Here is a 25,058-nt window from a genome sequence, read left to right as displayed (position 1 = left end):
CCTGGAAAACATCGAAGCATCCGAAGAGTCATTGCTATAATGGAGAGTTAAACCTAACCGGTTAGCAACAGGATATTGCATGCCTACTGCCCCAATTGAAAAAGAAATTCGCCGCGCACTTGCCGAAGATATCGGGAGCGGTGATGTCACCGCAGCGTTAATTCCAGCAGCTTCGAAAACAACCGCTACTCTAGTTTGTCGCGAAACGGCCGTGCTCTGCGGAACTGCCTGGTTTAATAGGGTATTTCAACAATTAGATGCGGAAATCGCCATCAATTGGGCCCGGACAGATGGGGATCTTATTTCAGTCAATGAGAGGATCTGTACTTTGTACGGACCCTCGCGCCCTCTTTTGACCGGCGAGCGCACCGCTTTGAATTTTCTCCAGACTCTATCCGGGACCGCAACCATAGCCCATCATTATGCTTCAGCCGTGGCCGACTTGCCAGTTAAAATACTAGATACCCGCAAGACTCTGCCAGGCCTGCGCCAAGCGCAAAAATATGCCGTTCGCTGCGGCGGCTGCCACAATCATCGCCATGGTCTCTACGATGGCGTTCTCATTAAAGAAAACCACATTCTAGCAGCCGGATCAATTACCGCCGCGGTTGGGCACGCCCGTATCTATAACCCCGACCTCCCTATAGAAATAGAAGTGGAAAACCTGGACGAGTTGCAGCAGGCGCTCACTGCGGGGGCCGACATTCTACTGCTTGATAATTTTGATCTCCCTGCTCTCTATGAAGCCGTCCGCCTTAACCAGCAGCGGGTCAAGCTGGAAGCCTCGGGCGGGATTACCCTAGAGAATGTCCGCCAGGTGGCTGAAACAGGAGTCGATTATATCTCAGTAGGGATCTTGACCAAGGATGTCCATGCCGTGGATATGTCGATACGCTTTAATCGACGGCGTTAAACCAGGCCAGCTGTGGATAAAGAGAGACCACCTCACCGATGATGATCAAAGTAGGGGCATGAATTTCTTCCCCTTTGACAATACCTGGTAGCGTTGCCAGAGTACCCGTCAATACCCGTTGCTGAGAAGTGGTCCCCTGCTGTACCAAGGCCGCTGGCATGGTAGAGGGCATACCATGGGTAATTAATTCCTGGCAAAGAATCTCAATTCCTAGCAATCCCATATAAACGACAATCGTTTGTTTAGGCTGGACCAAAGACTGCCAATTCAAGCTCAAACGCCCTTCTTTGAGTTGCCCAGTAACAAATATACAGGCGTGGGCATGGTCACGGTGGGTGAGCGGGATGCCCGCATAACAAGCACAGCCTGAAGCGGCAGTAATCCCAGGCACGACTTGAAAAGGGATGCCTTCCCCTGCCAGTGTAGCAATCTCTTCTCCTCCCCGACCAAAGATAAAAGGGTCACCCCCTTTAAGGCGCAATACCCGCTGACCTTGTCGGGCAAAATGGACCAGCATCTCATTGATTTCCTCCTGCCGTACCGTATGCCAGGCACGCCTTTTACCCACATAAATTCGTTCCGCCTCGCGCCGAACTAAATCGAGAATTTCCGCACTGACCAAGCGATCATAAAAGACCACATCCGCTTGCTGCATAAGGCGCAAAGCACGAAAGGTCAAAAGATCAGGATCTCCCGGTCCCGCACCAACCAAATAAACCTCCCCCTGGGTAGGGGTTGTACCCTCCTCCAAAGCGGCTTCCAAAGCCCGCTCAGCTTCACTTTCCTGACCCGAGAAAATCTTTTCGGCAATGCTGCCTTGTAAGACCTTTTCCCAGAAGATACGCCGAGCACTTGCGCCCGCAATACGCTGCTTAACCTGGCTGCGATAGCGAGCCGCAAATTGGCCCAGGCGAGCATAAGTATAAGGAATAAGGGTCTCCAGGCGGGCGCGGAGCAAACGCGCCAACACCGGGGAACTCCCCCCGCTTGAGACCGCTACCACCACCGGCGATCTATCCACAATGGAGGGCAGAATAAAATCACAAAGACGAGGGCAATCAGCCACATTAACGAGTATCCCCTGAGCCTTGGCGAGATGGTAGACCCGTTCGTTGAGGGATTGATCATCCGTTGCCGCAATCACCAAGCGGCAGCCCTTCATTTCGGCTTCACTAAAAGAGGCTTGCTGCACCACAATTTCCCCCTTGTTGGCCCATTCCCACAACTGCTCATGCACTTCCAAGGCTACCACTTTAACGACCGCACCCACTCGGCGAAGCAGGGCCACCTTTCGGGTCGCTACAGCGCCCCCACCCACTACCAAACACCGTTGCCCGCGTACATTTAAAAATATTGGAAGATATTGCATCTTTTATGGTATAGGTTGTTTGTATGAATTTATGGCTATCAATCAAATATTTTATATGGTTTTGGCATTCCGCAATGGTATAGACTACCTCCCGCAATGCTATCCATGCTCCATAAATTACGGCATGCTCACCTGAGCCCCTTGCCCCCATGGCCCAGTGCGGGAGGACTGGCGCTGCTGGCATTGTTTATCATTTTATTTTGGTTTTTCACCTTTCCCCTAAAGCAGGGTTTCAGTCTCAACAACATCATTCTTGAAACCATGGTGTTAGTCGTCGCCTTAGTCGCCCATACTTTTATCTTACGACTAGGCATTACCATTTTGATTTGGGGTTGGGGCTTACTCCTGTACAGTCTCTTATTGGGCTTGCTAGGGGAGTTCACCCAGGAAACCCAACAATGGAATATCCTGGTGGAAAGAATGCTAGAGGTTCTAGGGCTTGCCCTCATTGCCTTTGGGTTTTACCGTTCCCAGCGACTACTCCAAACCCAATTAAAGAAAACCCAAGCTAAGGAAACCCGGTCCCGCCATCTTGCCCAGTATGATGCTCTCACCGGATTGCCCAATCGAGTCCTACTTCACGACCGCTTAGAGCAATCTATGGCGGAAACCCTCCGCAGTAAGCAACAATTGGCGCTTTTATTGTTGGATCTTGATCGCTTTAAGGACATCAATGACAGTTTTGGCCATGAGATCGGTGATGCAGAATTAATCCGAGTTGCCCAGGTACTCCATGACTGCCTAGGACCCACAGATACGGCGCTGCGAATTGGCGGTGACGAATTTGCAATTATCCAAACCCATATTCTGGATACTGATGAAGCCGCTCTTCTGGCCCAACGGATTCTTGGCGCCATTGCTGAATCCCATAGGATTCGGGGACATAAGATAGATAACAGTGTCAGTATTGGGATTACCCTGTTTCCAAGCGATGCCCATAGCGCCAAACAGCTGCTAAAGAACGCCGACATCGCCCTGTACCATGCTAAACACGAGGGTCGCAATAACTACCAATTATATATGCCCGACATCAATGCTCGGGCCCACTCCCGGATGGCACTGGCCAAAGAGCTGCAAAGCGCCCTTGAGACCAGCGACCTCTACTTGCAATTCCAGCCGCAGTTGGATCTCACCAGTGGTAAAACAGTCAGTTTTGAGGCACTGCTCCGCTGGCACCATCCGCAACATGGGATGCTTGCCCGGCAAACCTTTATTCGACTGGCGGAAGAAACCGGTCTCATCATCCCTCTGGGCACTTGGGTTTTAGAAATTGCCTGCCAGGCCTGTTTTAGTTGGCAAAAACTGCACTCGGGTCCTCTACAAGTGGCGGTTAATCTCTCTCCGCGTCAATTTCGTCAACCAGATTTGGCGGGTAGTATCGCAGCCATACTGGAGAAAACCGGCCTCTCGCCGTCCTCGTTAGAGGTGGAAATTACCGAAGGACTCCTTATCGAGGATATGGATTCAGCCCTCAAAACCCTACAATCTTTAAGCGCCCTGGGAGTGCGTATTTCCGTAGACGATTTTGGTACGGGGCATTCCTCCTTAACCTACCTTAAACACCTTCCCCTGGATAGCATCAAAATTGACCGCTCTTTCATTCATGATATTCCCGGAGAAATTGAAAGCCGGGCAATTACTAAAGCCATTATTGCTCTGGGCCATAGCCTCGATCTCAAAGTGGTGGCAGAAGGCGTGGAAACACAGGAGCAATTTCTTTATCTCCAAGAGTACGGCTGCGACAGGGTCCAGGGCTATTTCATCAGCAAACCCTTAAACGCACCTAGAGCGCAAAAGTGGTGGCAAGAAAAAGGATGAAATACGCGCTGCTTTAGGAGGAAGATAACCCTCTGGCCTCCTGGAGTTCCACCACTTCACGCAGCATGGTGGTCGCATAGGCTCCTGCAGGTAAACGAAAGTAAAGTTGCAGGCTATCGTTAGTAGGAAAGGACCATTCCAAATCAGCCGCCACCAGCCTCAAACTACGGCGCTCTTGCTTTAAGCCCTCCCCCTCCAAACCCTTCCGCCATAACACAGAATCGGCCAACACCTTCTCCTCAAAAGCACGGGTTATCCCCCCGCTGGGGAGGCTTCCTCGTCCCCATAAAGGGCCGCTGGGATGGCAATCGAAACACCGCACCCGGGCTTGCAAGGTTTCATCTATAGTCTCCGCCAAAAAAAAACCGTGACTGCCATCGAGAATGAGCGCCTCTCCGGGAAGCGGTTGATTCCAATGGGCTGCCCGTACTCGCTCAGCCAAGACCTGATTAAACAAAAAAGCACGGGCCGCCGAAAGTAACAGCCCCCGCAGGTAGCGATCCTTCGGTGGCCTGCCCCCCGCAAACCATTGGCCGACTTGATCCAGATTTTGACCCTCCCGACCAAACCGCTGGGGTCCAAAATAGTTAGGAACCCCCTCGGCCTTAATCTGCACAAGGCATCTATTCACCGCCTCCCGATCCCCTTGGAGCCGCCGTAAAGTCAACTGGAAGCGATTTTCTTTAAGCGCGCCCCGCCGTAATTTTCGGGGGTGACGAATAACCTTAACCACTTGAACCGCTTCAGTTCCTAGCTCTGCGGCCCAATTAGGCTCTTTTTTCCTACCCAAGTGAACACTGAACCATTGGGTGGTCAGGGCATGGCGGTCCTTTAAACCCGCATAGCCCACATCTACCGACCGCACGCCGGCAATACGGGCAAGCCGACGCGCCAACCACACGGTATTGGTATTACGCTTACAGAGCAAAAGCCAGACATGCTCACCCTCCCCTGAGAGGGTGAATGGAAGTTCCTCTACCACCTGGAAGTCTTCTGGGCAACACCGAATCAGGGCTGTTGCAGGAGGCGAGTTTACCGCGTAGGCAAAAGGGAGGGCCTCACTCACCGACTCTGTTTATCCCTCTTCCAGCAACACTACCGCATGGGCGGCGATACCTTCGCCTCGGCCAATATAGCCCATGCCTTCTGTAGTGGTGGCTTTAATATTGAAGCGCTGATAGGGCAAGTTAAGTTCCAGGGCTAAAACCTCACGCATGGAGGGGATATAAGGGGCCAGCTTAGGGACCTGAGCCACAATGGTCAGGTCGCCATTATGTACCCTAAACTTACGCTCGTTCAGCAACATCATCACCTGGCGAAGCAGCTTTCGGCTATCAGCATCCTTAAATTCGGTACTGGTGTCTGGGAAATGGCGCCCGATGTCCCCTAGGGCAGCGGCACCAAGCAAGGCATCACAGAGAGCGTGAATCACCACATCACCGTCAGAGTGGGCAATTAAGCCCTGTTCATAAGGAACTTCCACTCCCCCCAGGATTAACTTTCCTGTCGAACCAAAGCGGTGAACATCAAAACCATGGCCAATTCTCATCCTTTCCGCCCCTGTCGTTTCAAAAAATCCTCCGCTTGCATCAAATCCTGGGGATGAGTGATCTTAATATTGTCAGGATATCCTTCTACCAAGCAGGGTGAAAATCCAGCCCACTCCATGGCGCTGGCCTCGTCAGTCACCTGCACTCCCGCAGCAATTGCTTCTCTCAAGGCTTGATAGAGCTTTCCAAGCCGAAACATCTGGGGCGTCATGGCCCGCCATAGACCTGCCCGATTCACCGTTTCTAATACCACGCCCTCGGCATTGGCGCGTTTAACGGTATCGCTGATAGGTAAAGCCAGCAAACCCCCTATGGGGTGGTCATGGAGGGTTGCTATCAGCCGATCAATATCTTCTCTCCGCAGGCAAGGTCGAGCAGCATCATGCACCAGAACCCAATCCTCGGGTGCGGCTAAATTCAGCAGACACTCCAGGCCATTGCTTACCGAATGACACCGTTCTGCGCCCCCTGCCACTCGGATAATTCGCCCCTTATCCTGGGGGAGACACTCGGGCCACCACCTGTCTTCAGGAGAAATAGCCACCACAATCGCCTCGATACGGGGATGCTGTAAAAGACTGGCCAAGGTATGTTCAATGACTGTCTTGCCGGCCAGGGGAAGATACTGCTTGGGGATGTGAGTTCCCATGCGTCGCCCAACCCCGGCGGCCGGCACTACGGCCCAATAGTTAGAGCTCATGGCTCTTCAATAATCTGAAAAAAAGTTTCGCCTTGCTTGACCATGCCCAGCTCACTTCGGGCCCGCTCTTCCAAAGCATCAAGACCACTTTTTAGATCTCGAACTTCTGCATTCAGAACCTGATTACGCTCGGTCAATGCGGCATTCTCCTGTCTCTGCTGTTGGATACTCCGACTCAAGCGCCATAGCTCGCCCAAGCCATCTTCACTTACCCATAGCTGGTATTGAAGCGCTAAAAATAACACTAACAGCAACCCAACAACGAACCTCATCACACCGCGGGACTTCTTTGCTAGCGGTGAGCAAAAGCCTGAAGTCCTGGATAACAGGCCTTATCCCCTAACTCTGCCTCAATCCGCAGTAACTGATTGTATTTGGCCACTCGATCAGTTCGGGAGAGAGAACCTGTCTTAATCTGGCCACTCTGGGTAGCCACGGCCAGATCAGCAATCGTGGTGTCCTCAGTCTCCCCAGAGCGGTGGGAAATAACCGCCGTATAACCCGCATCCTTGGCCATGCGGATAGCTGCCAGGGTCTCCGTTAAGGTTCCAATTTGATTAACCTTAATCAAGATGGAATTGGCCACTCCTTTATCAATGCCTTCTTTGAGAATGGCGGTGTTGGTCACAAATAAATCGTCGCCGACCAATTGCACCTGTTGGCCAAGACACTGAGTCAACAGGGCCCAACCTTCCCAGTCCCCTTCCGCCATGCCGTCTTCAATGGAAAGGATGGGGTATTGTTCCACCCAAGAAGCCAGGACGCCGATGAATTCATCCCTGTTGAGCCGCTTACCCTCGGAAGCCAATTCATAGTAACCTTCTTGATAAAACTCAGAACTTGCCACATCCAGGGCCAAACTCACATCACGACCCGGTTCAAAACCGGCCTGGGTAATGGCCTCAAGAATCACCTCAATGGCAGCTTTATTAGAGGAAAGATCGGGCGCAAAGCCTCCCTCATCACCGACGCCCGTGCCTAGGCCACGCCCACCTAACACCTTTTTTAGAACATGAAATACTTCGGCCCCATAGCGGACAGCCTCAGCCATGCTTTCCGCTCCTACTGGGACGATCATAAACTCCTGCAAATCCACATTATTGTCCGCATGGGCGCCACCATTGATAATGTTCATCATGGGTACCGGCATCTGGAAAGGCCCGTCTCCCCCCAGGTAACGGTAGAGGGGTTTTTGTGCCTCTAGTGCCGCCGCCCGCACCACCGCCAAAGAAACGGCCAAAATAGCATTGGCACCGAGGCGGTCCTTATTGGGCGTGCCATCGAGTTCAATGAGGGCCTGGTCGATACGCTCCTGGGCGCTTGCTTCTTGCCCCAACAGCCGCTGACGAATTTCGCCATTAACATGGCCCACGGCTTTGAGTACTCCCTTGCCCCCATAACGATGGGGATCCTGGTCACGCAGTTCTACGGCTTCCCGGATACCAGTTGAAGCACCCGAAGGCACCGCAGCCCGCCCCAGCGCCCCTGTTTCGAGAATAACATCCGCCTCCACAGTAGGATTGCCGCGGGAATCCAGAATCTCTCGTCCCCTAATATCAATGATCTTACTCATCGGATAAACTTCCCTACTCCCTTTAATCTTAGCGGTATCCTGTTTCGGGGAAACCGCGCCTTTTTACCGTCTCATCAATGGCTATCAAGGTCTCTAATAGTGTTTCCATCGCCCCTAGAGGCCAGGCATTGGGACCATCACTTAAGGCCCGTTCGGGCTCTGGATGAGTTTCCATAAACACCCCCGCCACCCCTGCCGCTACGGCCGCACGGGCAAGCACCGGCACCCACTGCCGCTGTCCTCCAGAACATCCCCCTTTTCCTCCTGGCTGCTGGACAGAATGAGTCGCATCAAAAACCACAGGGCAATCGGTATCGCGCATTACCGCCAAACTGCGCATATCTGAAATCAACGTATTATAGCCAAATGAAACCCCTCGTTCGCAGACCAGCACTTGTTGATTGCCGACTGCCCTGGCTTTGTCTACCACATGGCTCATATCCCAAGGCGCCAAGAACTGCCCTTTTTTAATGTTGAGAGGCCGACCCTGACGGGCTACTTTTTGAATAAAATTGGTCTGGCGGCAGAGAAAAGCGGGAGTCTGCAACACATCGACTACCGCTGCGACCTCCGCCAGGGGCGTATCCTCATGGACATCGGTCAGCACCGGAACACCCAGGGTATGCTTGATCTTCTCTAAGATGCGGAGCCCCGCTTCCATGCCAAGGCCTCGAAAACTTTCCACAGAGGTCCGATTGGCTTTATCAAAAGAAGATTTATAAATAAAAGGGATCCCCAGGCGCGCTGTGATTTCCTTCAGCTTACCTGCCGTATCCAAAGCCAACTGTTCGCTTTCAATCACACAGGGACCGGCAATAAGAAACAGGGGCCGCTCCAAACCGACCTCAAACCCGCATAGCTTCATGAACTTCACTCTACCTGAGGTTTAATTTTACTTTGATAATACTCAACGGCAGCCCGAATAAAACCGCTGAAAAGGGGATGACCATCCCGGGGCGTCGAAGTAAATTCAGGGTGGAATTGACAGGCCACAAACCAAGGATGACGAGGAATTTCCACCATCTCCACCAAATTTCCATCCAGGGAAGTCCCCGACATGACCAAACCAGCAGCTTCTAGCGCCTTCCGATAATAATTATTGAATTCATAACGGTGCCGATGGCGTTCGGTAATCACTTCCTTACCATATAGAGCCGCCGCCCGGCTTCCTGGCAATAACTGACATTGGTAGCTCCCCAGGCGCATTGTTCCGCCAAGGTCCATATGCTCATCACGTTTTTCAATGAGCCCATCCGCCCGCTGCCATTCAGTGATCAAGGCAATTACCGGGTCTGGCGTACTCTTGTCAAACTCGGTACTATGGGCTTCTTTCATCCCGGCCTGGTGGCGGGCGAATTCAATCACTGCCACCTGCATTCCAAGGCAAATCCCTAGATAGGGAATATTGTTCTCCCTAGCATATTGAACTGCCGCTATTTTGCCCTCAACGCCCCGTTCACCAAATCCTCCAGGGACTAAAATAGCATCCGCAACTTCCAAACCCCCGGCCCCTTCAGCTTCAATCTCTTCCGAATCCAGGTAGGTAATATTTACCCGTGTGCGGGTATGCATTCCCGCATGAGTCAAAGCCTCGGAAAGTGATTTGTAAGCCTCTGTATGGTCGACATATTTACCCACCAGGGCCACGGTTACTTCATCATCAGAATGCTGTAAATTATCAATAACTTGCTGCCATTCCGTCAGTTCGGCCGGGCCCACCTTAAGACGTAGGTGTTCCGCCACAATTTCATCTAACCCCTGGGCATGTAGTTCTAGCGGGATCTTATAGATACTGTCTACATCCACCGCTGAAATTACTGCTCTATCAGATACACTCGTAAATAAAGCGATCTTGCGCCGCTCTGACTCGGGTAAGGGATGTTCCAAGCGGCACACCAACACATCCGGTTGTATGCCAATGGATCTTAATTCTTTCACTGAGTGTTGGGTTGGCTTGGTTTTAAGTTCCCCTGCAGAGCGGACAAAAGGAACTAAAGTCAGATGCATAAAAAGAGTATGCTCCCGCCCCAACTCCATTCCCATTTGGCGAATGGCCTCTAGAAAAGGCAAAGATTCAATATCTCCTACCGTCCCTCCGATCTCCACCAGGGTAACATCGGCATCATCCGCACCTTCATAGATACAACGCTTAATCTCATCGGTAATATGGGGGATAACCTGAACGGTATTACCTAAGTATTCTCCTCGGCGTTCCTTGGCAATGACATTTTCGTAAATTCGGCCGGTGGTATAGTTGTTGCGTTGGGACATAGTCGCACGCACAAAACGTTCATAATGCCCTAAATCGAGATCAGTCTCCGCCCCATCCTCAGTGACAAATACCTCGCCATGCTGGTAAGGGCTCATCGTGCCAGGATCCACATTAATATAGGGATCGAGCTTAACGAGGGTGACCCCAAGACCGCGTGCTTCGAGAAGGGCGCCCAGGGAAGCAGAGGTGATGCCTTTCCCTAAAGAAGACACAACACCGCCAGTGACAAAAATAAATTTAGTCATCAAGATTTGGAGGAAATGAAGATGATGGAAATAATCGCGGAACAATCACATAAGCTAACAGAATCGGTGCCTTTCCTCAATGCCAGGTCTCTTAGGGAATCCATTCGATAATCACTCCCTCTCTCCCCGGCTCAGCAGCAAAGTCTCGAGCAACGCCTATTCCCGCCACCAAGGCAAGTTTCTCCCCCACATAGATCATCGGAATACGTGCCCGTTGCCAAGGGGGAATACCGCGCTCCTGGAAGATTTTTTTTAGGGTACAACTAGAACTCCGATCCGTTAAGTGAATACGCTCTCCACCCTGGCGGAAGCGAACCGTTATTGGGCCTCGCTGCCACTGATCCGCATCCAAGCCAAATCCCCGAGTCATTTTTGGAACCAATACTCCCCCAACCTCAGGGGGCAATATCAAGGGTTCAACTCCCTTCCAGGCAAACGCCATTGTCACCTCATGGGGAGATAGAGGCTTTTGGACATACACTCGGTTACGGTAACGCCGGACCTCCGCTCCCGGCCAGGTTACTAGAGGTTGGGCATCCTCTGAAGCGGGCAATACCTCCTCCAAGATACGCTGTAAATGAGCGCTATCAGGAAGAGGTAATCCCTGCTGCTTAAACCAATAGCGCAAAAGATTACGGCGCTGAGGAGGCGCTAACGCTTGGAGCGCCTGCACCGAAAGCCCCGGCTCACCGCCACTCACTGCCATCAGTTCCTGCTGGCCTTGATAGTCGAGTATCCAAGCGGCATCCGCTTGATGGCGTGCGGCCCGAGATAAAGTCCGCCCTAAACCTGGCCAACGCTGCCGCAATAAGGGCAAAACTTGATGGCGCAGATAATTGCGATCAAACCCAACATCAAAATTACTGGGATCTTCAATCCAGGCCAGGCCTTCTTGCTCCGCATAGGCCTTCAGCTCGGCTCGGGAAAAAGGGAGTAAGGGCCGCAACAAAGAGCCCTGGCCAAAGGGCATCACCCCCGCCATAGCAGCCAAACCATGGGGTCCCCCCCCTCGCAAAAGTTGCAGCAATACCGTTTCCGCTTGATCGTCTTGATGTTGCCCAGTCAGCAGACATTCTCCTTCTTTCACCCAGTCCCGAAGGGCAGCATAGCGAGCCTCACGGGCAGCCGCTTCAGGGCTTTCTCCCTTAGCTGGATAGGCATTCACCTTAATCACCTCGCAACGGACCCCAAGCCCGGCGCAGGTTTCACGGCAATGCTGGGACCATTGCCCCGATCGAAGGTTCAACCCATGGTCCACATGAAGGGCACTCAGCGCAATGCCCGGCAATTGAGAGCGAATTTGCACTAGACTATAAAGCAATACTTGGGAATCCAATCCACCGCTGTAGGCCACTCGGTAACTGTGACAGGGGAGAAATTGCTGGAGAACCTTAACCAGGCGGTCGGCTGAAAAGCCCATCTCGTGGGTTTATTCTTGAAATTGGCCATAACTTCTAAGCCGCTGCTGGCGGTGCTCTAGTAACTTGTCCATGGGCAACTCGATTAAATAATCGAGCTGTTCACTTAACACTCGCTTGAGCTTCTCCGCCATGGCCTCCACATTCCGATGGGCTCCCCCTAAGGGCTCACTGACAACCCGATCGATGAGTCCTAATTCTTTCAACCGTTTTGAAGTGATTCCTAAGGTCTCTGCCGCATCGGAGGCCTTATCTGCACTTTTCCATAGAATGGAAGCACAACCCTCGGGGGAAATTACTGAATAGATACTGTATTCGAGCATGAAAACTCGATCCCCCACGCCAATAGCTAATGCTCCACCGGAGCCACCCTCACCGATCACCGTAGCCACAATAGGGGTTTTCAACTCGGCCATCACGTATAGATTGCGGGCAATAGCCTCACTTTGACCACGCTCCTCCGCATCAATACCCGGATAGGCACCCGGTGTATCAATAAAGGTCAGTACTGGCAGCTTAAATCGCTCTGCCAATCGCATCAGCCGCAACGCCTTGCGGTAGCCCTCGGGGCGCGGCATCCCAAAATTACGGGCCACTTTTTCCTTGGTATCACGCCCTTTCTGATGCCCAATAACCACGACGGGCCTTCCTTCCAAGCGAGCGATACCACCGACGATAGCCTGGTCATCCGCAAAAGCCCGATCCCCATGGAGTTCTTCAAAACCGCTAAAAATCCGATTGACATAGTCCAACGTATAGGGCCGTTGTGGATGGCGGGCCAATTGCACGATCTGCCAATCGCTAAGAGAACCAAAGATAGATTCAGTTAGCGTCTTGCTTTTGGCCTTGAGACGCTGAATTTCCTCAGAAATATTTAACTTGGCATCATCGCCAACAAAGCGTAACTCCTCGATTTTGGCCTCAAGTTCGGCGATAGGCTGTTCAAAGTCTAGAAAATTCATTTTCATGTACTGAGGCACCTAAAAATTGAAAAAGCAGCCATATTATCTGCTTTACATTAATAATTTGAGCTATTAATTTAGTTATCTTTTCAGATACTGGCCCCAGTCACCCGGTTACGTCCGGCGTGCTTAGATTGATACAAAGCTTGGTCTGCTGCAGCGATAAGCTTTGTCGGATCCTCATCATGCTGAGGTACAAGCGTGGATACGCCTAGACTAATGGTGACCTGCAAACCATCCTGGGAAGCATAACGATGAGGAATTTTCAGGATTTCCACGGCCCGGCGCAAGCTCTCCGCCACACTTCTCGCACCTTTACTTCCAGTCTCAGGAAGAATAACGACAAATTCCTCTCCCCCGTAACGAGCAAGTAAGTCATTGGGCCTTTTGAGCACCGAGCTCAGAGCCTTTGCTACCTGACGTAGACAATCATCTCCAGCCTGATGGCCATAAATATCGTTATAAGCCTTAAAGTTATCAATATCGATCATAATCACTGAGAGCGGAGTCTTATTGCGCATCGCGCGCTGAAATTCTTGACGAATAGTCATCTTGAATTTCCGCCGGTTAGCCACTCTCGTCAACTCATCAAGGGAAGATAACTGACGCAGTTGCTCATTAGCCGCTTCTAGCTGGTGAGTCAATTCAAGTAATTCTTGTTCCCTCTGCCTACGGGTATCGATCTCCCGCTTTAAACGCAAGGCAGAGCGAACCCTCGCCATGAGACTTACGTTATCAAAGGGTTTAGTGACGTAATCTATGGCGCCCGCATCAAACGCTGCCTCCAGATTCTCCTGGTCATCATGCCCTGTAATAATAATAACAGGGATGTCTTGTCCAAGGGGATGACTCTTTAACCGACGGCAGGCTTCAATTCCATTGATTCCCGGCAGCTTTACATCCATTAACACAAGATCAATGTTTGCAGAGGCCTCCGTAGCCAGTATACCAAGCCTTTCAAAAGCCTCCCGAGCAGAATGGGCCAGGCATACTTCATACCCCCCTCCCCCCTGCAGGCGGAGCGCGAGCAACCGGGCAAGGTCTTTATCGTCATCAACCACCAGTATAGGCATATTCGACAATTTTCCATGTTCATAGAGTATCGTTCCCAAAGAACGCCATCTATTCTACCTTCGGGCCCCTGGAAGGCTTTGAACTCTGTTTCAAAGAGGATAAATTAATATATGACCTGCACATGTTCCGCCCCCGGCAGTAATCGCAAACGGGCAAGTAGTGCCTCATTGGGTTGAATTTGCCACTCCTCACCCAACATCAGTCGGGCACTGGCAACCCCATTGCGGTAGCAAATAGCAACAGGACAACGGCCTTGCCGGAAAGGCGCCAAAATCTTCGCTAATTCAGCAATGACTTCCTGCCCGACACAAGTACCGTCAAATCCGATCTCTAAGGTTTTCGCGAAAGCCCCACGGGCCTCAGCAATACTGTAGACCTTTTCCGCCGTAACGGTGGCAGTGTCGGCATAAGAATCCCACCCTAAAGTCCCTTTAATCACGACGATATGATCCGGCTGCAACAGTTCCTGGTAGTTGTTAAAAACTTCGGCAAACACCTTCACCTCAAGACGGGCACTCCGGTCATCCAAAGTCACGAAGGCATTACGTCCTCCCTGACGGGCTTTATTGGTGCGCAAGGAGCCTATCAAACCGGCGATGACAACCCGCTGGTTATAATTTTGGTGATTATTCGCCTGGCCAATAAGCTCGGCTAGGCGGCGGGGAGCTATCTGCCTCAGTTCCTGCTCATAACGGTCAATAGGATGACCGCTAAGATACAACCCTAAGGTCTCCTTTTCTAATGCCAACCGCTGTTCCTCATCCCACTCCTGGGTTTCGGTATAATTTCCTGCTTGGCCGTCCTCCAACACGCAGTCAAGGCCGAATAAATCATTCTGCCCTAGAGAAGTATTACGGGAATGTTGTTCCGCCAAAGCCAAAGCAGTTTCCAAAGAAACTTCTAGAGTCGCTCGATTAGCCCCCAAAGGATCCAAAGCCCCCGAGCGGTTCAAGGCTTCTAATACTCGCCGGTTAATTTTGCGCAAATCAATACGGCGACAGAATTTAAAAAGATCCTGGTAAGGTCCGTGCTGTTCTCGCTCCTTGATGATCCCCTCCAGGGCTGAGGCACCGACGCCTTTAATCGCACCCAAACCGTACCGAATAGCGTTCTCGCCCTGGGCCGAAAAACGATAATCGCTAACATTCACATCAGGAGGAAGCACCTCCAAATTCATGACCTGGCATTCCTGAATAAAAGCCGCTACTTTCTCCGTATTGTCCATATCGGAAGAAAGCACTGCCGCCATATAGGGAGCGGGATAATGGGCCTTAAGATAAGCGGTTTGATAAGCGATTAAGGCATAGGCTGCGGAATGGGATTTGTTGAACCCGTACTCGGCAAATTTCTCCATGAGGTCGAAGATGGCCGTTGCCCGCGCGCCTTCAACCCCTTGTGCTTTTGCTCCTTCCGTAAAGATAGCGCGCTGCTTGGCCATCTCCTCGGGCTTTTTCTTACCCATGGCTCGGCGCAGCAGATCAGCCCCCCCCAAAGTATACCCCGCCAAAACCTGGGCAATTTGCATCACCTGTTCCTGGTAAACAATAACACCGTAGGTCGGTTTGAGGATGGGTTCAAGGGCAGGGTGGGGATAGTCCACCTTGGCACGACCATGTTTCCGATTGATATAATCATCTACCATCCCTGACTGAAGAGGTCCAGGTCGGAACAAGGCCACCAAGGCGATAATGTCTTCAAAGCAATCTGGCTGGAGCCGCTTTATGAGGTCTTTCATACCGCGGGATTCCAATTGAAACACGGCGGTAGTCGCACAACGCTTAAGAAGTATGTAGCTTTCCCGATCATCCTTTGGTAAAAGGGCCAAATCGAGCGGGGCCGCGCCTTGCTGAGCTCGCTGTTGATTGATAGCCTGCAAAGCCCAGTCGATAATGGTCAGGGTACGCAGGCCCAGGAAATCGAATTTGACTAAGCCAATAGCTTCTATGTCGTCCTTGTCAAATTGGGTGACGACTCCGCTCGCTCCCTGCTCGCAGTAGTAAGGAACATAGTCAGTCAATTTCTTCGGTGCAATCACGACACCGCCAGCATGTTTACCGGCATTTCGTGTTAGCCCCTCAAGCTTTCTAGCCAGGTCAATAAGAAATCGAACTTCCTCTTCTTCATCGTAACGGGCCCGTAACCCTTCGGACTCCTCTAGGGCCTTGTCCAGAGTCATCTTAAGATCGAAAGGGATAAGCTTGGCAATTTGGTCCACAAAACCGTAAGGATGCCCTAACACCCGGCCCACATCCCGCACTACCGCTTTGGCGGCCATGCTACCGTAGGTAATAATCTGGGAAACATGATCCCGACCGTAATAGTGGCTCACATAATCGATCACCCGGTCGCGGCGTTCCATACAGAAATCGATATCAAAATCGGGCAGGGAAACACGCTCAGGGTTCAAAAAACGTTCAAAGAGAAGATCAAAGGCTAACGGATCCAGGTCGGTTATTTGCAGAGCATAGGCAACCAGGGATCCTGCCCCTGAGCCCCGTCCTGGCCCTACCGGAATTCCATTTTTTTTAGCCCAGCGAATAAAATCAGCGACAATGAGGAAATACCCTGGAAACCCCATCTGGTTAATCACCGCCAGTTCCTCAGCGAGCCGCGCTTCGTAAGTGGGTCGCTTGATTTCCCTTTCCGTTTCAAAAGGATAAAGTTTTGCTAGCCGTTGCTCCAGCCCTCGACAGGCTTCGACCTCAAGAAACGTTTCGATGCTCAGCCCCTCTGGCACCGGAAAATTTGGAAGGTAGTGGGTCCCCAGAGTAAGTTCGAGATTACAACGCCGAGCGATTTCTATCGTATTTTCCAGGGCTTCCGGCAAGTCCGCAAATAATTCCGCCATTTCCGACGAGGTTCGCAAATATTGCTGCTCACTATAGCAACGGGGCCGACGAGGATCATCTAAAGTCCGCCCTTCATGAATACAGACCCGAGCCTCGTGAGCTTCGAAATCCTGGGATCTAAGAAACCGAACATCATTGGTTGCCACCACCGGGGTATCACACGCTAAAGCAAGTGCTACGGCCCCATGGAGATAATCTTCTTCCCCCTCTCTGCCAGTGCGATGCAGCTCCAAATAATATCGGCCCGGGAAAAGAGCTTGCCAACGTTCCAATAGTCGCTTGGCTTGAGCCTCGTTGCCAGTCAAAAGGGCTTGGCCCACATCACCTTCCCGACCACCAGAAAGGACAATCAGACCATCGCTCTGGCCTTGCAGCCAGTTCCATTGTAAGCGGGGAATGCCATAATATTGACCTTCGCTATAGGCACGCGATAACAGGCGGGATAGATTGCAGTAACCCTTCTTATTCTGACAAAGCAAGGTAAAGCGGCTCGCTCGGCTACTTTCAACTGAATCCACTAAAAAAACGTCAGCCCCAATAACAGGCTTCACTCCCTCTGCCTGAGCAGCGCGGTAGAACTTGACCATAGCAAATACATTATTCTGGTCAGTCACTGCTACCGCTGGCATACCCGCTTCTCGGGCAGCTTGAACCAGGGGTCGGATACGCACCAGGCCGTCCACCATAGAGTATTCGGTATGCAAACGAAGATGAACGAAGGATAAGTCCATAAATAGCTCAATGACATGATGAGGTAGCGGCCTTTTAGCCTACCATAAGCAATCACCACTCTAGCTAAATTGTAGGCATATCCTAGTGGGCGGCTGCCAAATATTTAAAGGAATTGAGGGACAGCACAGAACAAAAACTTTAGTTTTAGCAACGGTGGGGAAGGTATTAGAAAGGGGAGGCCCTGATGATCTTCTAACTTACAAAGCTTACCAAATTGACGGGGTGAGCCGGATAAAAACAGGGGCTCACCCCGTCTCATTCCACAGATATCAGTTCCATATCAATTTCATAGGATTTTGCATTCTAAAATAATAAACTGGCTACAGAATATAATGCCTCTATTTTATGAAATTGGTACGCTTTCATCAGTGGGACATGCTCCTATCTTGCGGGCCTCAATGCCCCCCTTGATAGGGCATACCTCCTGAACCACCGCTGCCTTGATTAAGGACAGCCAATGATGCGGACTTAAAGTTCTCAGGAGTAAGGCCGCCACGGGCCAGGGCAATCTCAACAATGGAGGTTGATTTCGGACTAAGTTCGACTGTTGAGTTGCTCGCTTTCATAATGGCAGCCTTTATCTCTCCTTGACCCGATTCAACCACCTTTGTGGAACGGGGATAGATGGCCGAAAGAATAACCGGGTAAGCCGCCCCCGCAGGCAATTCCACCCTATAGCGGGAGCTGCCGTTGACCTCTGCAGTGGCGATGACTTCGCCGTTATGATCCGTCGCCGTTAGTTTGGCCTCCTTTATCGGCCCGTCTTCTCCGGTCATCGATCCCGAGATCGACACTGGAACAGCAGGCTTGCTTGCCGATTTCTCAGCTTCACTGCAAGCCGTACCCACGACTAGTACCGCGAAGACCGCAGCCGCCATGCGCAACCGCGCCATAGAACAATAAACCAACTCTTTCATGGGTTTTTAACTCGTAGCTATAATCTATTCTAAAAATAATGAAAGCATATCACCAATCGTGATAAATTGGCTTCGGCGCCCACCCGATTTCGTTAGGCTCTGCTCCCCTTTACGATGACACACAACCGTCCCGGTGGCGCAATTTAAGCAGCTTCCAATCCCTTTAGCAAGGCACAATCCATTAAAAAGCCAACCAATCAGCGGTCCTTGTTGCCCTGGGTAAACTATACCGGTTTGAACCTGACACGGGAGCAAGATACTATCTTATGGACAGGTTAAGACAGGTGGCATTGATGGCATGGGCTTATGATGACAGTGAGGCGATTCAGGAAGCGATTCGCGCCGCAGCAGCGGCGCAAACCCCCTTATGCATCAGAGGAGGTAGCACCAAAGCCTTTTATGGCCGCCAACCGCACGGTAAGCCCTTAGAGGTAAGCAAGCACCGAGGAATTACCAGTTATGAACCCACAGAACTTGTCATCACTGCCCGTGCCGGAACGCCCCTGGCGGAAATTGAAGCACTCCTTGCAGAGCAGGGCCAAATGTTTGCTTTTGAACCCCCTTATTTTGGCCCCCAAGCCACTTTGGGTGGTCTCGTCGCCTGTGGTCTTTCCGGCCCACGCCGGCCCTATGGGGGAGCTGTCCGGGATATGGTGTTAGGGGTGCAGATTATCAACGGTAAAGGTCAAATACTGCGCTTTGGGGGGCAGGTGATGAAAAATGTGGCAGGCTATGACATCTCCCGCCTCATGGTAGGCAGCCTAGGCACTTTAGGGGTATTATTGGAAATCTCGCTCAAAGTCTTACCTCGACCAACGAGGGAAATTACGCTTTCCCAAGAGCGGGATGCCCAGAATGCCATTCGTCTATTTAATGTCTGGGCAAACCAACCCCTCCCGCTTTCAGCCTGCGCCTTTGACGGAGAACAGCTCTACGTGCGCCTATCCGGTTCTGAAGAAACCCTCCGAGCCGCACGTAATAAAATGGGTGGCGACATCCTCAGCGACGACACCCTTTTCTGGGAAAAAGTACGAGAACACACCCATGTCTTCTTCCAACGTAGTACCCAACCTCTTTGGCGATGGTCAGTGCCCGCCACAACGCCTCCCATCGATCTGCCCGGGGAGTGGAAGATTGGCTGGGGCGGTGCCCAGCGTTGGTTTCGTTCCGAATTAACCGCGGAAATTATTCGTGCTGCTGCTGAAGACGTCGGCGGCTATGCGACCCTATTTCGGGGCAAGGATCATACGGGTGAGGTCTTTCACCCCTTGCCTCCAGCCCTCATGGCATTGCATCACCGCCTCAAACAAGCCTTTGATCCTCACCGCATTCTAAATCCAGGACGGATGTACCGGGAACTCTAGCTATCCCAATCTTCTTCCTCATCCCCAGCACGGAAATCAAAAAATATGGGCGAATTTTTCTCTGAATACGGGCTATTCCTAGCAAAAACACTCACCTTAGTGATCTTGGTAGCGCTGCTGATGAGGTTATCGGCCACCTCAAAAAGACGAATGCACGCCGCTGAGAAATTGGAGATCAAACATCTTAATAGCCATTATGAGCGCATGGCTCACATGCTTACCATGCACATCATGCCCAAAAAAGAGTTCATCAAAAAGCTCAAGGCGGAAAAGACTCTTAAAAAGAAAAAAAAATACGACAAACGCATTTTTGTGCTTGATTTTCATGGCGATATTAGAGCCACGGCAGTGGCCTCATTACGGGAAGAAATTACCGCAGTACTTAGCGTAGCAACGCCCGAGGATGAGGTCCTACTCCGATTGGAAAATGGGGGTGGCCTGGTTCATGAGCATGGACTAGCGGCCTCTCAATTAGAGCGAATTAGGAAAAAACAAATTCCATTGATCATCGCTGTAGATAAAATGGCAGCCAGCGGCGGCTATATGATGGCCTGCGTGGGCAATCGCATTATTGCCGCACCATTTGCTGTCATCGGTTCCATCGGCGCTTTGATGCAATTACCCAATTTCCACCGTCTACTGGATAAACATGGAATAGACTTTGAGCAAATCAAAGCAGGTGAATTGAAGCGAACAGTGACGCTGTTTGGCATTAACACCGACCGGGATCGTGAGCTGGCTAAAAAACAGGTAGAAGATATCCACCAGTTATTCAAAGAATTTATTACCTATTATCGTCCCCAGGTGGATCTTTCCCAAACCGCGACGGGCCAGCATTGGCATGCCATTCAAGCCCAGGAATTCAACCTTATAGACGATCTCAAAACCAGCGATGATTACTTACTGGAGGCCAGTAACAGCGCCGACCTCTATGAAGTCAGCTATACCGTCAAAAAGGCTTTTACCGAAAGATTCTTATCCCGGGTTCAAGTGGCAAGGGACAAGGTTCTAGGTCTCTTTTAAATTAAGACGGGCCTTTGCCTAGACCTTTTCTAAGCCCTGCTCTAAATCCCCAATCAGGTCTGCAGCTTCTTCTAACCCCACACTGATACGAACCAGAGCCGTATCCAATCCCGCCGCGCGGCATTCTTCCTCCGAATAACTAGCATGGGTCATGGATGCGGGGTGCTCAATCAGGGTGGCCACATGCCCCAAGCTGACCGCCAATAAGCACCACCTTAGATGGTTCAACAAGCGGGGGCCTGCTTCTCGGCTAGGGAGGGTAAAAGAAACCACCCCACTAAAGCCTGCCATCTGTTTCTGTGCTAACCTATGCTGGGGATGGGAAGGAAGCCCGGGATAGTGCACCTGCTGCACCTTGGGATGTTCTTCCAGGAAACGGGCCACCGCTAGCGCTGTTTCCGAATGCCGGGCCATCCGCAGCGGAAGAGTCTGCAACCCCCGCAGGATCAACCAGGCATTAAAGGGAGAAAGAATATTACCAAAATGCCATTGCATCTCTTGGCGTAGAGCCTGAATAGCGGGCTCGGCACCCACAACAGCCCCCCCGACGCAATCCCCGTGACCATTAAGGTATTTGGTGGTACTGTATACGACCCAATCAATTCCAAAATCCAATGGCCGTTGCAAGTAGGGAGTACAAAAGGTGTTATCAACCACGGTAACCAACCCCCGCTTGCACGCCCAGCGACTACAGGCCTCCAAATCCACCAGTACAAGGGAAGGATTAGAAGGTGTTTCCAGATAGACAACTCGACTATAGGGGGTACACTTGGCGTCTAGTTCAGCTTCCAAATCCGGCGCGGTAGGATCAAAATAGGTAATGTCGTATCCCCTGGGCTTAAGATGATCTTCAAAGAGTCCATAGGTGCCTCCATAGACCTCACGCACTGAAAGAATATGCTCACCTGGCTGCACCAAGTGGAGCAACAAACTCGAAATAGCCCCCATGCCCGAGGCAAAAGCTGCTGCCGCCTCACCATTTTCAAGGAGCGCAAGCCGTTTTTCGAGCATATCCACAGAAGGGTTCCCCATCCGGGTGTAAATATATCCCCCCTCCTCTCCTGCAAAACGCCTTGCTCCTTGAGCCGCATCCTCAAAAAGAAAGGCAGTGTTCAGATACAAAGGCGGGATAAACGAGCCATAAGCCGGGTCTATTTTTTCATCGAGGCCGTGAACAGCTCGAGTGCTAAAACCCGGTACGTGGTTTTTTTTCATCAACTCATTCTCCTTGGACCGTATTCCACACTAATCTCACCCTTTTCAATCATCACCCATCCCAGGGATAATAGTTATAAACTTAGACCAGGAAAGCAGTTAAGATACTGATAACGTGCAAACCCACTTAGCAGATTTTATAAAAAACACACCCCAAGGGAGGGAAGCCGACGCTATTCTGCGCTCTTGCGTGCATTGCGGTTTCTGCACTGCCACCTGTCCCACCTACCAATTATTGGGGGATGAGTTGGATAGCCCCAGGGGCCGCATCTACTTGATAAAGCAAGCACTTGAAGGACAAGCAGTCAGTAGAAAAACACAGCAACATTTGGACCGTTGTCTGACCTGCCGTGCCTGTGAGACTACTTGCCCTTCCGGAGTCCGCTACGGTCGCTTGGTGGATATTGGCCGTGAGGTAGTGGAAACTAAGGTCCCCAGGTCACTTTCGGAGCAACTAACCCGAGCAGCATTACGAATGCTATTGCCCTACCCTCGACGCTTTGCTCCCCTGTTACGATTGGGCCAAATATTTTCTCCTTTTTTGCCTTCTTCCCTAAAGCGCAGCATCCCACCCCAGGCCAAAAAAAGATCCTGGCCAACGGCAACCCATTCCCGCAAGATGTTGATTTTGGAGGGATGTGTCCAGCCGGCACTGGCCCCTCAAATCAACGCTAGCACCGCCTGGGTATTGGATCGACTGGGTATCAGCTTAGTACAAGCACCTCAGGGGGGGTGCTGTGGTGCGATTTCCCACCATCTCTCGGCGCCCCAATCGGCTTTGGATTTTATGCGTCAAAATATTGATGCCTGGTGGCCTCAAATAGAGGCAGGTGCTGAGGCCATTGTGGTAACCGCCAGTGGCTGCAGCGCCATGATCAAAGAATATGGAATCTTATTAGCCGAGGATCCGGACTACGCCGCTAAAGCAGCCCGGATCGCTGAACTCGCCCGGGATATTGGTGAAATCCTCGCCCAGGAAGACCGCTCCGCGCTCACCCCTTCCCCCCATATCCCCCGCCGTATTGCCTTCCAGTCGCCCTGTACCCTGCAACATGGCCAACAATTGGAGGGTCTGGTGGAAAGGTTGCTACGGGAGGCGGGCTTTGAACTCACGGAAGTGCCTGATGCCCACCTCTGCTGCGGTTCGGCGGGAACTTATTCTCTTTTGCAAAGGGATCTTTCCCAGCGCTTGCTGGCAAATAAACTTGCTGCACTAGAACATGGTCATCCACAACTCATTGCCACCGCCAACATCGGTTGCTTAACTCATCTTCAGACTCAGTCCTCCTTACCCGTCAAACACTGGATCACCCTCTTTGACCCGACCCCTTGAGCTGTCCTCTTTAAAATGAAGAAGATAGGCTTATTCGTATTATTCACTCTGGTGTTTACTGCGGGCTACTACGGCCTTAACCTGAGAGAAGGGGAAAAAGCTCAACCTGCCCTGGAACGACCCCAGGAGTATCATCGCATCATCTCCCTTGCTCCTAGCATTACGGAAACCCTGTTTGCTTTGGGGCTTGAAGCGCAAATAGTGGGGGTAACCCGTTACTGTGACTACCCACCGGAGGCCCTGGCAAAACCGAAAGTCGGCGGCTATTTGGACCCTAATATGGAGGCCATGGTGGCCCTCAGACCAGACTTAGTGATTACTTTTCCTGGCCATCAAGCACTCACACCAAAGCTGGAACAATTGGGGATTGCTACTCTGCAGGTCCAACACCAAGAGCTGGCGGAGACCCTAGATTCCATCCGCCTTATTGGAGCAGCGACGGGCAAAGAAACAGAAGCAAAGGCCTTACTCACCGGTCTTAGAGCCCGGATAAAAGAGGTAGAGGACAAAATAGCCGGTTTGTCCCGCCCCCGGGTCCTGGTGGTCATGGGCCGTCCTATTGGAAGCCCATTAAAGGAAATCTTTGTCGCCGGGACTGCAGATCCCTATGACGAGATGATTCGCATCGCCGGGGGGATAAACGCCTATCAAGGAGATTTCATCCGGGTTCCTCCCCTCTCCGCCGAGGGCATTATGCATCTTAACCCTGAGGTGATTATTGAACTGGTCTCCAACCGAGAAGTACAAAAAAAGGGCTGGAACAACACTACCCTCCTCCAGGACTGGGCCGGACTCCCTATGATTAGCGCTGTAAAAACGGGTCGTATCCATCTCTTTGCCGATGACTTTGATACGGTCCCCGGACCCCGCTTTATCCTGACCCTAGAAAAGATGGCCCAGGTCATTCACCCCGAAGTCAACTGGCCGAAGCCATGACCAGGGCCGTGATCGAAATCGAAAATCTCTCTCTGTTCCTAGAAGGGCAAACCATTCTCCATGATATCTCCCTGACCGTGACCCAAGGAGAACGCCTGGCTATTGTCGGTCCCAATGGGGCAGGCAAAACCACCCTTCTCAAATGCCTGGTCCGCCTCCTCCACGGCAGGGGAACCATCAAGTTACTGGCTCGGAGGCTCGAAGACTACAGTCAAAAAGAAGTGGCCCGAACCATGGCTTATGTCCCGCAACTCGATGGCCAGAGTCTCCCTTTTACAGTGAAGGAGTTTGTGCTGATGGGCCGCTACCCTCACCTTAGTCCCTTTTCATTTTTGGGCCCTGAAGACTACCGGATTGCCAACCAAGCACTCATGCTCACTGAAACTCACCCTTTCATTGATCGTCCCCTAGACACCCTAAGCGCCGGTGAACGGCAAAAGGTCTTCATTGCGGCCAGCCTCGTTCAAGGAGCCCGCATCTTACTCCTCGATGAACCCACGGCTTTCCTCGATCCCCGATATCAAGTAGAAATTCAGCGCCTGCTAGAGCGGCTCAACCGTGAACATGGAATCACACTCCTGACCGTTACCCATGATCTCAATGCTGCTATCGCCTATAGCACCCAGATCATTGCCCTTAAGCAAGGGACCCTAGCCTTTATCGGTACCCCAGAAGCTTTTGCCGATAACCGGGTACTAGAAGCTATCTACCGGCAGCGCTTCCTGTTTACTCACCACCCCCGGACAGGACATCCTATTGCCATGGCCGAGAGCTGAGATTGGAGTTTCATTGTGA

At 51.6% G+C, this 25,058-nt stretch carries 21 protein-coding genes; 7 read left to right on the top strand and 14 right to left on the bottom strand.

The annotated features are described in order from the left end of the window. The first annotated feature begins 79 nt into the window (after nucleotides 1–79). On the top strand, nucleotides 80–913 hold the full coding sequence (gene nadC, locus E3U44_RS10550; RefSeq protein WP_134358112.1) for a carboxylating nicotinate-nucleotide diphosphorylase: 834 nt from the start codon (nucleotides 80–82) through the stop codon (nucleotides 911–913). Here nadC and cysG read toward each other — a convergent pair. Further along, nucleotides 897–2,282: a siroheme synthase CysG gene (cysG, locus tag E3U44_RS10545; protein WP_134358110.1), complete on the bottom strand. Its 1,386-nt coding sequence runs from the start codon at nucleotides 2,280–2,282 to the stop codon at nucleotides 897–899. The two genes, nadC and cysG, sit on opposite strands and share 17 nt — an antisense overlap. Before the next feature lie 105 nt (nucleotides 2,283–2,387). Between cysG and E3U44_RS10540 the strand changes: the two genes are divergently transcribed. Next, complete coding sequence (locus E3U44_RS10540) at nucleotides 2,388–4,100, top strand: putative bifunctional diguanylate cyclase/phosphodiesterase (protein ID WP_134358109.1); 1,713 nt, start codon at nucleotides 2,388–2,390, stop codon at nucleotides 4,098–4,100. Nucleotides 4,101–4,113: 13 nt separating this feature from the next. On the opposite strand, the gene truD is transcribed toward E3U44_RS10540, so the two are convergent. From truD to E3U44_RS10480, 12 genes are all read right to left on the bottom strand, one after another. Continuing rightward, on the bottom strand, nucleotides 4,114–5,166 hold the full coding sequence (truD, locus tag E3U44_RS10535) for a tRNA pseudouridine(13) synthase TruD (RefSeq protein WP_134358108.1): 1,053 nt from the start codon (nucleotides 5,164–5,166) through the stop codon (nucleotides 4,114–4,116). Nucleotides 5,167–5,175: 9 nt separating this feature from the next. Continuing rightward, a complete protein-coding gene (ispF, locus tag E3U44_RS10530; RefSeq protein WP_134358106.1) occupies nucleotides 5,176–5,649 on the bottom strand; it encodes a 2-C-methyl-D-erythritol 2,4-cyclodiphosphate synthase in 474 nt (157 codons plus the stop codon). Further along, nucleotides 5,646–6,350: a 2-C-methyl-D-erythritol 4-phosphate cytidylyltransferase gene (gene ispD / locus E3U44_RS10525; RefSeq protein ID WP_134358104.1), complete on the bottom strand. Its 705-nt coding sequence runs from the start codon at nucleotides 6,348–6,350 to the stop codon at nucleotides 5,646–5,648. The genes ispF and ispD overlap by 4 nt, the downstream gene beginning before the upstream one ends. Next, on the bottom strand, nucleotides 6,347–6,622 hold the full coding sequence (gene ftsB, locus E3U44_RS10520; protein ID WP_134359772.1) for a cell division protein FtsB: 276 nt from the start codon (nucleotides 6,620–6,622) through the stop codon (nucleotides 6,347–6,349). The genes ispD and ftsB overlap by 4 nt, the downstream gene beginning before the upstream one ends. Before the next feature lie 20 nt (nucleotides 6,623–6,642). Further along, the gene (eno, locus tag E3U44_RS10515) at nucleotides 6,643–7,923 is read right to left on the bottom strand and encodes a phosphopyruvate hydratase (RefSeq protein ID WP_134358103.1); all 1,281 of its coding nucleotides are present in this window, start codon (nucleotides 7,921–7,923) and stop codon (nucleotides 6,643–6,645) included. 28 nt (nucleotides 7,924–7,951) lie between these two features. After that, the gene (gene kdsA / locus E3U44_RS10510; RefSeq protein WP_134358102.1) at nucleotides 7,952–8,788 is read right to left on the bottom strand and encodes a 3-deoxy-8-phosphooctulonate synthase; all 837 of its coding nucleotides are present in this window, start codon (nucleotides 8,786–8,788) and stop codon (nucleotides 7,952–7,954) included. A 5-nt stretch (nucleotides 8,789–8,793) separates the two neighbouring features. Next, nucleotides 8,794–10,440: a CTP synthase gene (locus tag E3U44_RS10505; RefSeq protein ID WP_134358100.1), complete on the bottom strand. Its 1,647-nt coding sequence runs from the start codon at nucleotides 10,438–10,440 to the stop codon at nucleotides 8,794–8,796. Nucleotides 10,441–10,531: 91 nt separating this feature from the next. Next, complete coding sequence (gene tilS, locus E3U44_RS10500; RefSeq protein WP_134358098.1) at nucleotides 10,532–11,860, bottom strand: tRNA lysidine(34) synthetase TilS; 1,329 nt, start codon at nucleotides 11,858–11,860, stop codon at nucleotides 10,532–10,534. Between the two features lie 9 nt (nucleotides 11,861–11,869). Then, nucleotides 11,870–12,826: an acetyl-CoA carboxylase carboxyltransferase subunit alpha gene (locus E3U44_RS10495; protein ID WP_134358096.1), complete on the bottom strand. Its 957-nt coding sequence runs from the start codon at nucleotides 12,824–12,826 to the stop codon at nucleotides 11,870–11,872. An 83-nt stretch (nucleotides 12,827–12,909) separates the two neighbouring features. Next, a complete protein-coding gene (locus tag E3U44_RS10490; protein ID WP_134358094.1) occupies nucleotides 12,910–13,893 on the bottom strand; it encodes a diguanylate cyclase domain-containing protein in 984 nt (327 codons plus the stop codon). A gap of 104 nt (nucleotides 13,894–13,997) precedes the next feature. Then, nucleotides 13,998–17,474 carry a DNA polymerase III subunit alpha gene (gene dnaE / locus E3U44_RS10485; protein WP_134358092.1) on the bottom strand — a complete coding sequence of 1,159 codons (3,477 nt, stop codon included), beginning with the start codon at nucleotides 17,472–17,474 and terminating at the stop codon, nucleotides 13,998–14,000. A 396-nt stretch (nucleotides 17,475–17,870) separates the two neighbouring features. Beyond that, a complete protein-coding gene (locus E3U44_RS10480; RefSeq protein WP_134358090.1) occupies nucleotides 17,871–18,392 on the bottom strand; it encodes a hypothetical protein in 522 nt (173 codons plus the stop codon). 266 nt (nucleotides 18,393–18,658) lie between these two features. On the opposite strand from E3U44_RS10480, the gene glcE reads away from it, so the two are divergent. Both glcE and sohB read left to right on the top strand, forming a co-directional pair. Then, nucleotides 18,659–19,756: a glycolate oxidase subunit GlcE gene (gene glcE / locus E3U44_RS10475; RefSeq protein WP_420812580.1), complete on the top strand. Its 1,098-nt coding sequence runs from the start codon at nucleotides 18,659–18,661 to the stop codon at nucleotides 19,754–19,756. Between the two features lie 45 nt (nucleotides 19,757–19,801). Continuing rightward, entirely contained in the window at nucleotides 19,802–20,779 is a 978-nt protein-coding gene (sohB, locus tag E3U44_RS10470) for a protease SohB (RefSeq protein WP_134358088.1), read from the top strand. A gap of 18 nt (nucleotides 20,780–20,797) precedes the next feature. Here sohB and E3U44_RS10465 read toward each other — a convergent pair whose 3' ends face one another. Further along, nucleotides 20,798–21,994: a trans-sulfuration enzyme family protein gene (locus E3U44_RS10465; RefSeq protein WP_134358086.1), complete on the bottom strand. Its 1,197-nt coding sequence runs from the start codon at nucleotides 21,992–21,994 to the stop codon at nucleotides 20,798–20,800. 115 nt (nucleotides 21,995–22,109) lie between these two features. Between E3U44_RS10465 and glcF the strand changes: the two genes are divergently transcribed. From glcF to E3U44_RS10450, 3 genes are read left to right on the top strand one after another with little or no spacing between them, the layout of a single operon-like run. Continuing rightward, nucleotides 22,110–23,327, top strand: coding sequence for a glycolate oxidase subunit GlcF (gene glcF / locus E3U44_RS10460; RefSeq protein ID WP_134358084.1), 1,218 nt, complete (start codon nucleotides 22,110–22,112; stop codon nucleotides 23,325–23,327). 15 nt (nucleotides 23,328–23,342) lie between these two features. After that, nucleotides 23,343–24,263 carry an ABC transporter substrate-binding protein gene (locus E3U44_RS10455; RefSeq protein WP_134358083.1) on the top strand — a complete coding sequence of 307 codons (921 nt, stop codon included), beginning with the start codon at nucleotides 23,343–23,345 and terminating at the stop codon, nucleotides 24,261–24,263. After that, entirely contained in the window at nucleotides 24,260–25,039 is a 780-nt protein-coding gene (locus E3U44_RS10450) for an ABC transporter ATP-binding protein (RefSeq protein ID WP_134358081.1), read from the top strand. Before E3U44_RS10455 ends, E3U44_RS10450 begins: the two co-directional genes overlap by 4 nt. The last annotated feature ends 19 nt before the right edge of the window (nucleotides 25,040–25,058 follow it).

This window comes from Nitrosococcus wardiae (genome assembly GCF_004421105.1).
Classification (GTDB): domain Bacteria; phylum Pseudomonadota; class Gammaproteobacteria; order Nitrosococcales; family Nitrosococcaceae; genus Nitrosococcus; species Nitrosococcus wardiae.
Note: the sequence above shows the minus strand (reverse complement) of the source record. Positions and strands in the feature narration are given on the sequence as shown.